Raw genomic sequence first — 14,140 nt, 5'->3', positions numbered from 1 at the left:
CTTCATCTTTTATCATTAAGCCATCAACAAAGAGGGCATTAAAATGAAGAAAATTGTTTATATTGATATGGATAATGTGATGGTTGATTTCCCGTCTGGAATTGCAAAATTAGATGAGAAAACCAAGCAAGAGTATGAGGGGCGATATGATGAAGTTGAGGGCATTTTTAGCTTAATGGAACCCATGCCAAACGCGATTTCTGCGGTTCATAAATTGATGAAGAAATATCATATTTACGCACTTTCTACCGCTCCTTGGCATAATCCATCAGCTTGGAGCGATAAAGTAAAATGGATTCAACGTTATTTCGGCGAAGAAAAAGGCTCGGCATTATACAAGCGGCTAATTTTATCTCACCATAAAAACCTGAACCAAGGCGATTATTTAATTGATGATCGCACTAAAAATGGGGCGGATAAATTCGAAGGTAAGCACTTACATTTTGGTACTGAGCAATTTGCTAACTGGAACTGCGTACTATCTTATTTGGACTGTGGCCCTTTTACGCCAAGTGATATTTTGCAAGATTGCTTGAAAAAGCCAGCCGCCATCGTGCAAGTTGAAAATGAAGAGCAAAGCCGAATCATTGGTGCTTTTGCAGATCGCTATAAATGGCAAGTGTTTAATTTGGCATGTGTTTATGCGAATGAAACAGTAACCGAACACAAAACGGTCTATTTAATTATCAGCCCTTATCTCATTGATGAATTTAAAATGCGTATTGAAGCTATGTGTGCTCATATTCAAGCCGAATATGACGAGTTATTACGCTCAAAATCACAGCTAAAACAATATTTCCAACGCCTTTCAGATAAGCCATTCTTGCATATTGAAAGCTATGCTTATCAACCTCTTTATAAAGCAGGGAATATTTTTGGCATGATGGCTAGAGATAGACAGATTGATGAAATTTTAAAACAAAAAGGAGCATGAAAAATGACTTTGGAAAAGAAACCAATTTGCGTGGTATTAACCGGGGCAGGAATTAGTGCTGAAAGTGGTATTCCTACTTTTAGAGCGGAAGATGGCTTGTGGGCTGGGCATAAAGTAGAAGAAGTTTGCACGCCTGAAGCCTTAAAGAAAAACCGTGCAAAAGTATTGGCGTTTTATAATGAACGACGTCGTAATGCTCAAGCGGCAGAGCCTAATGCAGCACACTTGGCTTTGGTTGAATTGGAAGCATTTTATGAAGTTCATATAATCACTCAAAACGTGGATGATTTGCATGAGCGAGCGGGAAGTACTAACGTACTCCATTTACATGGTGAATTGAATAAAGCTCGCAGCAGTTTTAATACCGATTACATTGTTCCATGTTTGGGTGATCAACTATTAGAGGATAAGGATAATCACGGTCACCCAATGCGTCCACATATAGTCTTTTTTGGGGAAAATGTACCCATGTTTCCTAAAGCAGAAAAGTTAGTGAAAAAGGCTGATATTGTGATTGTTATTGGCACTTCATTACAAGTTTATCCAGTTAATGGATTGGTAAATCTTGCTCCATATGGTTCACTTATCTATTTGATCGATCCAAATCCCAATACAGGGTTTGTTCGTAAGAAAGTGATTGCAATTAAAGAAAAAGCGGGTGAGGGCGTTCCGAAAGTGGTCGCCGAGTTATTGGATAAAATTAAAAAATCATAGAAAATCGACCGCACTTTTTAAATAAATAGCGACTTCGGTCGCTATTTATCATTACTTCTCTTGCTTATGTTTAAGCATATGCATAATAAGCCTAATAAGCGTTTCTTTTTGTTTTGGATCAGATTCTGCGACTAATAAAGTGAGTGCTGCAAGCCCCGTATCATTGATAACAGGGTGTCCATCATGATCAAACAAACGCCCATTTCTATGTAAGAAATCCACAAATAAAAATGCGCCACTACGTTTATTACCATCTGAAAAAGGATGATTTTTGACGACAAAATAAAGTAAATGTGCTGCTTTTGCTTCAATGCTTGGATAAGCAGGTTCACCAAAAACACTTTGATCTAAATTGCCTAAAATCGCAGATAAGCCATTATCTCGCTCACGTCCAAACAGATCACTTGCTTCACCTTTTGCCATCAGCTGTGATTTTAACTCTGCTAGTGCAGAACAAGCCTCGGCATAAGTCGGTAATGTACCGCCTTGCTGTGTTTGTGGTTCGGTAAGTAAACCTTCATCATATTGTTGTAGCCATAAAAAGGTATGCGTATAACGGCTGACAATATCCACTAATCCACGACCACTTTCTAGCGTTAATTCCGATGAGTTTGCTGTTTTTTGAATAAGTGCAAGTGCTTGTTCTAATTCGTGAGCATTTTGCTGTAAACGTTTCTGGTTAATAGTATAGCCTTGAGTCAGATATTCTTTTAAACGTGCAGTTGCCCAAATTCTAAATTTAGTACCTAAAATAGAATTAACTCTATAACCCACAGATATAATTACATCAAGATTATAGTATTCGATTGTTCGATTAATTTGTCTTTTGCCTTCAATTTGAACTGTTGCATTTTTTGCAACAGTTGCTTCTCTATTTAACTCGCCATCAGTATAGATATTGCGTAAATGGCGTGAAATAACAGACTTATCTCGCCCAAATAAATCAGCCATCTGCTGTAAACTTAGCCAAACGGTGTCATTTTCAAATCTTACTTCTACTTGCGTTGTGCCATCTTGAGCTTGGTAAATTTCAATCGGATTTTGGTTATTCATATTCTTTTCCCTAATAAATTACATGTATATATAAACAGATAAATATGCATATTGCAATACGGATAATCTTATTTGCAAAAGATCTCCTAAAAATAACCGCTTGTAATATTTGCTAACGACACGCATTGTCGCTCTCCTCCCTATAATTTTTCCATAAAAGAGAGATTTTTTACTTTTTACAAGACTCTTAAGCCCTTTTTATATAAACAACACAGGAGAAAACTTATGGCAATGAAAGTCACTTTTAAACGAGATCCGCTTTTTGAGGATGTAAAAAAATTCGTACAACAAGAAAAATTTACATCTGGTTCACGGATTCAACGCAAATTTAGTTTAGGCTTTAATCGAGCTGCGAGAATTGTAGAACAACTAGAAGAAGCCGGCGTTATTTCACCAATGAAAAATGGACAGAGAAAAGTATTATGAAAAATGACTTAAATTATGCAGTAGAACTTATTCGCAAGGCTGACGGCATTTTAATTACTGCTGGGGCAGGAATGAGTGTGGATTCAGGTTTGCCGGATTTTAGAAGTGTCGGCGGGTTTTGGAATGCCTACCCAATGTTTAAAGGCCGCAATATCAATTTTGAAGATATTGCGACGCCATTGGCTTATGAAACTCATCAAGAGTTAGCTTATTGGTTTTACGGGCATCGCTTATCGCAATATCGCGCAACAATCCCGCATGATGGCTACCAAATTTTAAAACGTTGGGCAGAAAGCAAACCGCATGGTTATTTTGTTTTTACAAGTAATGTAGATGGGCATTTTCAGAAAGCAGGGTTTGAAGAAGGGCGCATTTATGAAGTGCATGGCACATTAGAGCGTTTACAGTGTGTGCATAATTGCCGCGATTTAAGCTGGTCTGCAAAAGAATTTCAACCAGTGGTGGATAACGAAAACTTGCGCTTATTGAGTGAGCCACCTCGTTGCCTTTATTGTCAGCGTTTAGCAAGACAGAATGTACTCATGTTTGACGATTATTTTTACAGCAGTAATTATCAAAATTTAAAACGAAATAAGCTCGATTTATGGTTAAAAGAAGTGCAGAATCTCGTCGTCATCGAACTGGGTGCGGGGAAAGCCATTCCAACTGTGCGTCGCTTTTCTGAACGTACGGCGAAAGCAAAAAAGGGCGGATTTATCCGTATTAACCCACAAGATGCAGGCGTGCCGAAAATGCACTTTTTAAGTCTCGAAATGAAAGCGTTAGATGCGCTAAAAGCAATTGATCGCCTTCTAAATCCTTCTCAACAAGCGGTTGAATAATGGAAAATTTTTGCGAAATTACCTTCTGCCAACAAATTGGCAGCAACAAGCGACACAACCAAGATGCCCTTTTTAATGGTGAGGCGGTGTTTCAATATAAACTTAAAACGGCTGAAAAACGCCTTGAAAACCGACCGCACTTTATTGTGGGCGTGGCAGATGGTATTTCCAATAGCAACCGACCTGAAAAAGCGAGCAAGTTGGCTATGCAATTATTAAGCCAAATGGAAAGCATAAGTCGCCAAACGATCTACGATTTACAATCCCATTTATCAGCAGAATTAGCCGAGGATTATTTTGGCTCAGCAACCACTTTTGTGGCGGCTGAAATTGATCAAGCAACCCATAAAGCAAAAATCCTCAGCGTAGGCGATAGTCGTGCTTATTTGATTGATGCTCAAGGAAAATGGCAACAAATTACGCAAGATCATTCTATTCTATCTGAATTATTGACTGATTTTCCCGATAAAAAAGAAGAAGACTTTGCCACGATTTATGGCGGTGTTTCTTCTTGTTTAGTCGCCGATTATTCCGAATTTCAAGATAAAATTTTTTATCAAGAAATTGAAATTCAGCAAGGGGAAAGTTTATTGCTGTGTTCTGATGGGTTAACAGATGGACTTTCAGAAGAAATGAGAGAAAAAATTTGGCAGAAATATCCCGATGATAAAGATCGTCTCACGGTTTTCCGCAAGATGATTGAGAAGCAATCGTTTTCGGATGATTTATCAGTTATAATGTGTGCGTTTTAATTAACCTAAGGAGCCTCTATGGCAAATAATATTAACCAAATTGTTGATTCTTTAATTTCTATCAATCAAGTGATAGAAAATTTTAGATTACAACGAGAAAAAAATGAGTTGTACGATTCTAATCGTTTTAACCCGTTTCAATTTTTACAAACGGATGAGATGGGATTGTCTAAGATTCTTGCATTTTTATTAGATCCAACGGAAACACATGGGCAAGGTGATTTGTTTTTAAATAGTTTTTTAAAGTTTATTAATAAACACCAGTTCTTGGCTTACCAAAAAGTAAATATTTATCTTGAAAAAATAACTAAAGAAGAAAATGATGAAATAACTAAAGAAGAAAATGATGAAATAACTAATGAAATAACTAATGAAATAACTAATGAAATAACTAATGAAATAACTAATGAAATAACTAATGAAACAACTAATAAAAATGGTCGTCATGATATTTTTATTGAAGGTATATTAGATAACAAAACATCTTGGGTGATTTCTATTGAAAATAAATTGCAAGGTGCGATTGATCAGCCAAAGCAGATGCATACTTATGATAAAGACCTCAAAAATTATGTTTCAGATTCTTATTTTCTTATTTATCTTCCTATATTTAGTAATAATCCACCAGAAAAATCTATTTCTGAAGATAAATGGGCTAAATTAATGAGTGATAAGAAAGCAATGGTGTTATCTGCAAGTATGCTCATAAAGTGGCTTGATAATACCTTAATTATTGCACCGGCTGTAAAACAATTTTGTAATGATTTTAAGAAATTTTTAAGTGAGGATATTATGGGAAATACTCAGGATTCAAATGAATTAATTGAATGTCTAATTAATAATGATAAGGCATTGTTTTCAGCATTAACTGTGCTTGAGACAAGGGATACACTATATGAAAAACTTATGGCTATGTTAGTTGAACAGTTGAAAATTAGGTTTAATCGGTATACTAAATTAATAAATATTAATTTTGAATGTGGAGATGATGGGAGCTTTAATAAAAAGGGATATGGGTTATATATAGGTAATGAGGATTTTGGTGTTTGTATTTACTTTTATAAAAGTGGGCTTCGTGATGCTTACTGTGGTATTTATGCTAATCATGATAATTTATTTAATAATATACTTAATGTTTTTTCAGAATTTATTAAAGATAATAATTATGATTTAGACAAGGATGACAGCATGCCATTATGGAAATGGCTAGAAGATGAATATGAAGTATGGGATGCGACAGTTCTTAGTAAGATTCCTAGTGGCGAGCTAGCGAACTATATTTTCGAGTTATGGAAACCATTACTGGATATAATCTCAGATAACTTAGATAAAATAAAAGAGCTAAAAATGGAAAATTCCTAACGACACCTTTTGTCGCACCCCTCACTAAAATACTCCTTACCAACCCAGTAAGGAGTATTTTTATGTCCGAATATAAATTAAACCCACCGACAGTGTCTTCTTATACTGAAAATATGATGCTCAAAATTTTATTTGAGCATAAAGGTTTTTCCGAAGTGTTTCGGGAGAGTAGTTGGCGAAGTGATGAAATCGCCAGTGCGTTTGGGCTGCCTGAAGAATTAGAGAATGATAAAAATTTACGCACGGTTGCTCGTCGGCTTTTAAAAGCGCGTTATAAAACACTTCAAAAATCTACCGCACTTTTACCGGAGTTATGGAAACAGGCGTATGAAAATTTGGCAACGTTGGCAGAATTTTTGCAACTGAATCCCGTTGAACAGGAACTTCTCCGCTTTGCCATGCATTTACGCAGTGAAGGACCTATGCAAGATTTGTTTAAGTGCTTGCCGAAATCGGATTTGCAAAGAACGGCTGCAATCATGGCGGATTTACTGAAACAGCCGAAAAATGAGATTCTGTCCGCCTTAAAGAAAGGCAGTAAACTCGATGCTTATGGGCTAATTGATCGGAATTATCGCCTAGATGGTGTGCAAGATTATTTAGCGTGGGGTGAAACCTTAGATTTTGACGAATTTGTAACACAACCTCTAAATGAATATGCGCTTTTGAAATCTTGTACAGAAATACCTCAAGTGCCAAGTTTGCAACTAGATGATTTTGCCCATATTGCCGGCATGAAAGAGATGATGTTGACTTATTTGCAACAGGCACTAAAACATCATCAGAAAGGCGTGAATCTTTTAATTTATGGTGTACCTGGCACCGGTAAAACCGAATTTGCCGGGTTGCTTGCACAGGCATTAGGGATTTCGGCGTATAACATTACTTACATGGATTCTGACGGTGATATTGTGAAGGCAGAACAACGTCTGAATTACAGTCGCCTTGCTCAAACTTTATTGAACGGCAAGCAGGCACTTTTAATTTTTGATGAAATTGAAGATGTGTTTAACGGTTCGCTCATGGAGCGTTCTGTTGCACAAAAAAATAAAGCATGGACAAATCAGTTGCTGGAGAATAATAACGTGCCGATAATTTGGTTGTCCAATTCTGTAAACAGTATAGATGCGGCTTTTTTGCGTCGCTTTGATTTTGTGTTTGAAATGCCGGATTTACCGCTGAAAAATAAATCGGCGTTAATTTCGCAGCTGGCAGGCGGTAAATTAACGGCGGAATACGTGCAGCATTTTGCCAAAGTGCGGTCACTTTCACCGGCAATTTTAACGCGCGTGTTCAATGTGGCAAATGCTGTTGATAACGGCAAAAAAACTTTTTCTGAGATCTTGCTTACGCTATTTAATGAAACCTTACAGGCACAAGGTAAAAAGAAAATTGAGCCGTTGGTGGAAAGTAAACTGAGTTATCAGCTTGAGTGGGTTTCCTGCAATGAAAATATTCATAAAATCACCGAAGGATTAATGCGAACCAAAAAAGGCAGAATTTGTTGCTATGGTCCGCCTGGAACAGGAAAAACCGCTTGGGCAGCGTGGCTTGCGGAACAGTTGGACATGCCGCTGTTGCTAAGACAAGGCTCTGATTTGCTCGATCCTTATGTAGGTGGAACGGAACGAAATATTGCTGAGGCATTTGAATCAGCAAAGCGTGATAATTGTTTGTTAGTGCTGGACGAAGTGGATACCTTCTTATTTTCTCGAGAAGGAGCAGACCGAAGCTGGGAACGTTCTCAAGTGAATGAAATGTTGACACAAATTGAACGTTTTGAGGGATTAATGGTGGTTTCAACAAACCTGATTGAAGTGCTTGATCCAGCAGCATTACGTCGTTTTGATTTGAAATTGAAGTTTGATTATTTAACGCTGCCACAACGTTTAGATTTTGCTAAACAACAAGCGGAAATTTTAGGGTTACCGTTGTTATCGGAAGAGGATTTAGGTCAGATTGAATCGCTTAATCTGCTGACGCCTGGAGATTTTGCTGCAGTGGCTCGTCGTCACCAATTTTCTCCTTTTCAAAAGGTGCAAGATTGGCTGAGCGCATTACAAGGTGAATGTGAAGTGAAACCAGCGTTTTCTTCAACGACACGACGGATTGGGTTCTAATTAAAGTGCGGTCAAAATTCTCATTGTTTTTTGACCGCACTTTTTATTCTCCAGTTAGCCAACTTGCCAATAAGATAACGATAGTAAAAATAGCCAACCAAATAAGGTGAAGTTTAGTGCTTTTTCGATTAATTTCGGCATTATGTTGGCGTCGTTCTTCGAGTTTTTGTTTGTAAATTTCAAGATCTTCTTCTTTAAAAGAAAAACCACAATTCGGACAAAATTGAGCGGATTCGCTGATTTTTTTACGACATTCTGGGCAGCGAGTAAGAGCCATTTATGATCCTTTTTTCATTATTTGAATTAATGAACATATTGTAAGTGAAAAAAACATAATGATAAACGTGACATGGCTCACAAAATTGAAACAATGTAAAAATTAAAATTTTGATTTTGAGAATTTTAACTTAGAATACCGCCGACGAAGTCTAGTATATGGCTAGATTTCGCTATTCATTTATTCCTGAGGAGTATTTTTTATGTTGTGGTTTTTCTTCTGCGTGGCGTTATTGCTTGCAGGTTATTTCTTTTATAGTCGAGTGATTGAGCGCATTTTTGTGATCAATCCAAATCGTCAAACGCCAGCGTATACCATGAATGATGGCGTTGACTATATGCCAATGTCTAAAACCAAGATTTGGTTAATTCAATTATTAAATATTGCTGGTACAGGCCCAATCTTTGGTCCGATTCTTGGTGCGTTATACGGACCAGTTGCTATGCTTTGGATCGTCATTGGTTGTATCTTTGCTGGTGCAGTACACGATTATTTCTGCGGAATGTTAAGTGTGCGTAATGGCGGGGCATCTATGCCAAACCTTGCAGGTAAATACTTAGGTCGTCCAGTTAAAGCATTCATTAACGTATTAGCTGTTGTACTTTTATTATTAGTGGGTGTGGTATTCGTTGCAAGTCCTGCTCAATTAATGGGTACGATTACAATGGATGTGTTCGGTGCTGCATCAGGTAGCATTTCTATTAGCAATGCGGAAGAAATCCATCAGGTAGCTGAAGCAGGTGGTATTACCGTTTGGGGTATGGATAAAGCGACTGTTATCAGTGTTTGGACTGCTATCATCTTCATTTACTATATTCTTGCGACATTACTTCCAGTTGATAAAATCATTGGCCGTATCTATCCGTTCTTCGGCGCATTATTGCTATTTATGTCTGTGGGTATGGTATATGGTTTAGTCAGTGCAGATCTAAGCTCAGCGGATCCAATTTCTTTCTATCGTTCTGTGGACGGTATGTCTTTTGAGAAATTCTTCCAAAACTTTGAAACCCGTGCAGATTTACCATTATGGCCACTCTTGTTCTTAACAATCTCTTGTGGTGCATTATCTGGTTTCCACGCAACACAAAGCCCATTAATGGCTCGTTGTACTGAAAACGAAAAAGAAGCTCGTTTCATTTTCTACGGAGCGATGATCGGTGAAGGTGTGATTGCATTAATATGGTGTGCGGTTGGTTTAAGTTTCTATGATTCTTTACCAGATTTATTAGCAGCGATTAAAGCGGGTTCTCCTTCTAAAGTGGTTTATGATTCTTCTATCCACTTCTTAGGTCTTGTTGGTGGTATTTTTGCAGTATTAGGTGTGGTTGTTCTTCCGATTACATCAGGCGATACAGCATTCCGTGCGGCACGTCTTGTTATTGCAGAATTCTTCAACTTAGAGCAAAAAACCTTAGCTAAACGTTTAATGATTGCTGTTCCATTGTTTACGCTTGGTTTTATCGTATCAAAAATCGATTTCTCTATCTTATGGCGTTACTTCACTTGGGCAAACCAAACCACAGCAATGGTAATGTTATGGACTGCTGCAGCATACTTATACCGTTATAATAAATTCCACTGGGTATGTACAATCCCTGCGGCATTTATCAGTACCGTATGTTTCACTTACCTTGCATACAACAAAATCGGCTTCGGTTTAGACTATCAATTATCTGTTTATATCGGCTTAGGCTTAACAGTACTTTGTTTAGTTTTATTCTTCACACAGCTTAAACCATTAGGTGCTCGTGACGAAGAAGCTTATGTAAATAACTAGTCAAATTGAGTTAAAAATTTAAAAACCGTTTGAGGAAAACCTCAAACGGTTTTTTTGTTTATTTTATTACCAAAATTTACCAATCTTTACGTTTTAATTGCTTGCAAGTTAAGGCTACAACCGATAAACTTACACAAAGTGGTGAAAAGTGGAATTTTGTGGAGAATTCTGCTAATTTTTCTAAAAATAAACGTTTAAAGGTAGAAAAATGTTTCGTGGTGCAGCAGCGGTAAATTTAGATGCGAAGGGTCGTGTAGCGATTCCTACTCGTTATCGTGCTGAAATCATGGAAAAGAACCAAGGCCAAATGGTTTGTACCGTTGATATTCGTCAGCCTTGTTTATTGCTTTATCCTTTAGATGAGTGGGAAAAAATCGAACAAAAACTACTTTCACTTTCCAACTTTGACCCTAATCAACGCCGTTTACAACGTGTGATGCTCGGTTATGCCACAGAATGTGAAATGGATGCGCAAGGTCGTATCTTATTAAGTGGCCCATTACGTCAACACGCAAAATTAGAAAAAGGCTTAATGTTGGTTGGGCAGTTGAACAAATTTGAAATTTGGAGCGATACAGAATGGTACGCACAAATTGATGAGGACATTGAAATTGGCTCAAGCGCTGAATTCGGTGCTTCGGAAGAACTAAAAATGCTGTCATTATAGAACAGCAGCACTAGCAGGATAAGCGGTGCTCGCACCGCTCTATCTTTTCTTTATCGATTTTGATTTAACGTTTACTTTTGACTTATGACTACGCAAAATTCCTTTTCTGCACCTGAACATATCACGGTTTTGCTTCACGAAGCGGTGAATGGTTTGGCGTTGAAAGAAAACGGAATTTATATTGATGGTACCTTTGGTCGTGGTGGTCATTCTCGTCTTATTCTTTCCCAACTTTCTGAAAATGGTCGTTTAATTGCCGTTGATCGTGATCCACGTGCGATTGCTGAAGCTGAAAAAATTCAAGACCCTCGTTTTCATATCGAACATAATAGCTTTTCACACATTCCAGATATCTGTCAAAAACTCGATTTAGTTGGTAAAATTGACGGCATTTTGCTGGATTTAGGCGTATCATCTCCACAGCTTGATGAAGCCGATCGTGGTTTCAGTTTTATGAAAGATGGCCCGTTAGATATGCGCATGGATACCACACAAGGTTTATCCGCGGCAGAGTGGCTAAAACAAGTATCTGTTGATGATTTAACTTGGGTGTTAAAAACCTTCGGTGAAGAGCGTTTTGCAAAACGAATTGCTACAGCCATCGTAGAATTTAATAAAAGAGCGATCAAAAATGGCACTGAATGTTTAAGTCGCACTTCTCAGCTTGCTGAATTAATCGCTCAAGCTGTACCGTTTAAAGATAAACATAAGCATCCAGCGACGCGTAGTTTCCAAGCCATTCGAATTTATATTAATGCGGAATTAGATGAATTAGAAAGTGTATTAAATTCTGCATTAGATATGTTGGCACCAGAAGGGCGTTTATCGATTATCAGTTTCCATTCACTTGAGGACAGAATGGTAAAACATTTCATGCGTAAACAGAGTAAAGGTGACGATATCCCGAGAGGTTTACCATTACGAGAAGATCAAATCCAACGTAATCAAAAATTAAAAATCATTGGTAAGGCGATTCAGCCAAGTGAGGCAGAAATTTCAGCGAATCCACGTTCAAGAAGTGCGGTGTTACGTATAGCGGAAAGGGTGAAATAAGATGTTAGAAAATAGCGAACGTTATCCTTTACAACATATTCTCGTTGAAGATATTTTTTCTTCTAATAAATTAATTGTCGTTCTACTTTTATTAATTTTAGCTTCTGCAATGGGCACAATTTGGATGACCCATCAAACACGAGGCCTGATTTCTGAAAACGGGCAGTTGGTATTACAACACCAAGCCCTTGAAAACGAATATCGCAATTTGCAATTACAAGAAGCAACCGAAAGTGATAATACAAGAGTTGAATCCATTGCAATCGGTACATTAAAAATGCAACGTGTTCAAAGTGAACAAGAAGTGGTTATTTTTGAATAGGGATTTTAGATAAAATGGTTAGATTTAATTCCTCTAAGAAACCAGGAAAGCCAAAGAAAACAATTAGAAAATTGGCTCAACCTGCGTCAGTAAAACCAAACAAACCGAAGATGGTATTTGAGAAATGCTTTCTTCGTGGTCGTTATCTCATTGCGACAAGTTTTATTTTCTTAGGATTAGGCGCATTAGTAGCTCGTGCTGCTTATGTGCAATCAGTTAATTCTGAAACCCTTTCTGGTGAAGCGGACAAACGTTCATTACGTAAAGATGACGTCCTTTCTGTTCGTGGTTCAATTTTAGATCGTAACGGCCAATTGTTATCGGTGAGTGTGCCGATGAGTGCAATTGTGGCTGAACCGCGTTTAATGCTAAAAGAAAATGCATTAGATGATAAAGAACGTATCAAAGCTCTTGCTAACGAATTAAATATGACCCCTGCAGAGTTGGTGAAAAAAATTGAGAAAAATGCCAAATCAGGCTTCTTGTATTTAGCACGTCAAGTAGAAGCGAGCAAGGCAAATTATATCCGTGATCTCAAAATTAAAGGTATTTCATTAGAGACTGAACCACGTCGTTTTTATCCTCGTGTAGAAGAGGCAGCCCAATTAATCGGCTTTACCAATATTGATGGTAAAGGAATTGAAGGCGTTGAGGCGAGCTTCAACTCAATGTTAGTAGGGAAAGATGGTGCTCGCGTTGTTCGTAAAGATAAACGTGGTAATGTGGTTGAGCATATTGCGGATGAGAAAAAATACGATGCACAAGATGTCACCCTAAGTATTGATGAAAAGTTACAATCCATGGTGTATCGTGAAATCAAAAAAGCGGTAACTGAGAACAACGCAGAGTCAGGTACTGCGGTATTGGTAGATGTGCGTACAGGTGAAGTATTAGCCATGGCAACCGCACCTTCTTATAACCCAAATAATTTGGCTAATGTAAAAGACGAGTTAAAACGTAACCGTGCCATTACTGACACATTTGAACCCGGTTCAACCGTAAAACCTTTCGTTGTGTTGACCGCACTTCAACGTGGCGCAGTGAGACGTGATGAGGTAATTAATACAGGTTCATTTACCGTAAGTGGTAAAGAAATTGTCGACGTGGCACCTCGTCCACAACAAACCTTAGATGAAATTTTGATTAACTCCAGTAACCGTGGTGTAAGTCGTCTTGCGTTACGTATGCCACCTTCAGCATTGATGGAAACGTACCAAAATGCAGGCTTGGGTAAAGATACAGAGTTAGGCTTAATCGGTGAGCAACGTGGCGTATTAAATGCAAACCGTAAACGTTGGGCGGATATTGAGCGAGCTACGGTCGCCTATGGTTATGGGATTACTTCAACACCATTACAAATTGCGCGCGCCTATGCCACTTTAGGTAGCTTCGGAATTTATCGTCCGCTTTCTATCACGAAAGTCGATCCACCAGTCATTGGGCAACGTGTATTCTCTGAAAAAATTACGAAAGATATAGTGGGCATGTTAGAGAAAGTGGCAATTAAAAATAAACGTGCGATGGTTGAAGGTTATCGTGTTGGTGTTAAAACAGGTACTGCGCGTAAAATTGAAAATGGCCACTATGTTAATAAATATGTGGCATTTACAGCGGGTATCGCACCAATTAGCGATCCACGTTATGCATTAGTTATTTTGATTAACGATCCGAAAGCAGGGCAGTACTATGGTGGTGCGGTATCTGCCCCGGTATTCTCTAGCATTATGGGCTATACCTTGCGTGCTAACGGTATTGCACCAGATGCAGAACCTACAGAAAAAACAGCAAGACGCACTGTTCGCTTAAGCGATCAAAAATTTGAAAAAATGAATTAAGAAAAG

General features: G+C 38.0%; 14 protein-coding genes. 12 read left to right on the top strand and 2 right to left on the bottom strand.

Annotation, left to right across the window (positions count from 1 at the left end):
• The first annotated feature begins 43 nt into the window (after positions 1–43).
• Both RDV53_RS00860 and RDV53_RS00855 read left to right on the top strand, forming a co-directional pair.
• Positions 44–934 (top strand): 5' nucleotidase, NT5C type, encoded by an 891-nt coding sequence (locus tag RDV53_RS00860; protein ID WP_005696551.1) that lies wholly within the window; start codon positions 44–46, stop codon positions 932–934.
• 3 nt (positions 935–937) lie between these two features.
• Positions 938–1,648 carry an SIR2 family NAD-dependent protein deacylase gene (locus RDV53_RS00855; protein ID WP_005696550.1) on the top strand — a complete coding sequence of 237 codons (711 nt, stop codon included), beginning with the start codon at positions 938–940 and terminating at the stop codon, positions 1,646–1,648.
• A gap of 51 nt (positions 1,649–1,699) precedes the next feature.
• On the opposite strand, the gene RDV53_RS00850 is transcribed toward RDV53_RS00855, so the two are convergent.
• Positions 1,700–2,701 (bottom strand): virulence RhuM family protein/type II toxin-antitoxin system death-on-curing family toxin, encoded by a 1,002-nt coding sequence (locus tag RDV53_RS00850; RefSeq protein WP_005696549.1) that lies wholly within the window; start codon positions 2,699–2,701, stop codon positions 1,700–1,702.
• 225 nt (positions 2,702–2,926) lie between these two features.
• On the opposite strand from RDV53_RS00850, the gene RDV53_RS00845 reads away from it, so the two are divergent.
• The 5 genes from RDV53_RS00845 (at position 2,927) to RDV53_RS00825 (ending at position 8,203) form a co-directional block, all read left to right on the top strand.
• On the top strand, positions 2,927–3,127 hold the full coding sequence (locus RDV53_RS00845) for a DNA translocase FtsK (RefSeq protein ID WP_005696548.1): 201 nt from the start codon (positions 2,927–2,929) through the stop codon (positions 3,125–3,127).
• Positions 3,124–3,969, top strand: coding sequence for an SIR2 family NAD-dependent protein deacylase (locus RDV53_RS00840; RefSeq protein ID WP_005696546.1), 846 nt, complete (start codon positions 3,124–3,126; stop codon positions 3,967–3,969). The genes RDV53_RS00845 and RDV53_RS00840 overlap by 4 nt, the downstream gene beginning before the upstream one ends.
• Entirely contained in the window at positions 3,969–4,721 is a 753-nt protein-coding gene (locus RDV53_RS00835; protein ID WP_005696545.1) for a PP2C family protein-serine/threonine phosphatase, read from the top strand. The genes RDV53_RS00840 and RDV53_RS00835 overlap by 1 nt, the downstream gene beginning before the upstream one ends.
• Positions 4,722–4,739: 18 nt before the next feature.
• On the top strand, positions 4,740–6,083 hold the full coding sequence (locus RDV53_RS00830) for a PD-(D/E)XK nuclease family protein (RefSeq protein WP_005696544.1): 1,344 nt from the start codon (positions 4,740–4,742) through the stop codon (positions 6,081–6,083).
• 62 nt (positions 6,084–6,145) lie between these two features.
• Positions 6,146–8,203 (top strand): AAA family ATPase, encoded by a 2,058-nt coding sequence (locus RDV53_RS00825; protein WP_005696543.1) that lies wholly within the window; start codon positions 6,146–6,148, stop codon positions 8,201–8,203.
• A gap of 43 nt (positions 8,204–8,246) precedes the next feature.
• Here the strand turns inward: RDV53_RS00825 and RDV53_RS00820 are convergent, their stop codons facing one another.
• Positions 8,247–8,480: a zinc ribbon domain-containing protein gene (locus RDV53_RS00820; protein WP_005696542.1), complete on the bottom strand. Its 234-nt coding sequence runs from the start codon at positions 8,478–8,480 to the stop codon at positions 8,247–8,249.
• A 202-nt stretch (positions 8,481–8,682) separates the two neighbouring features.
• Between RDV53_RS00820 and RDV53_RS00815 the strand changes: the two genes are divergently transcribed.
• From RDV53_RS00815 to RDV53_RS00795, 5 genes are all read left to right on the top strand, one after another.
• A complete protein-coding gene (locus tag RDV53_RS00815) occupies positions 8,683–10,257 on the top strand; it encodes a carbon starvation CstA family protein (protein ID WP_005696541.1) in 1,575 nt (524 codons plus the stop codon).
• Positions 10,258–10,465: 208 nt separating this feature from the next.
• Entirely contained in the window at positions 10,466–10,924 is a 459-nt protein-coding gene (gene mraZ, locus RDV53_RS00810) for a division/cell wall cluster transcriptional repressor MraZ (protein WP_005696540.1), read from the top strand.
• Between the two features lie 84 nt (positions 10,925–11,008).
• On the top strand, positions 11,009–11,977 hold the full coding sequence (gene rsmH / locus RDV53_RS00805; protein WP_005696539.1) for a 16S rRNA (cytosine(1402)-N(4))-methyltransferase RsmH: 969 nt from the start codon (positions 11,009–11,011) through the stop codon (positions 11,975–11,977).
• Position 11,978: 1 nt separating this feature from the next.
• Positions 11,979–12,299, top strand: a complete 321-nt coding sequence (gene ftsL, locus RDV53_RS00800; RefSeq protein ID WP_005696538.1) for a cell division protein FtsL — start codon at positions 11,979–11,981, stop codon at positions 12,297–12,299.
• A gap of 14 nt (positions 12,300–12,313) precedes the next feature.
• The gene (locus tag RDV53_RS00795) at positions 12,314–14,134 is read left to right on the top strand and encodes a penicillin-binding transpeptidase domain-containing protein (protein ID WP_005696537.1); all 1,821 of its coding nucleotides are present in this window, start codon (positions 12,314–12,316) and stop codon (positions 14,132–14,134) included.
• The last annotated feature ends 6 nt before the right edge of the window (positions 14,135–14,140 follow it).

The sequence above is a fragment of the Haemophilus parainfluenzae ATCC 33392 genome (genome assembly GCF_031191205.1).
GTDB classification, from domain to species: Bacteria; Pseudomonadota; Gammaproteobacteria; order Enterobacterales; family Pasteurellaceae; genus Haemophilus_D; species Haemophilus_D parainfluenzae.
Note: the sequence above shows the minus strand (reverse complement) of the source record. Positions and strands in the feature narration are given on the sequence as shown.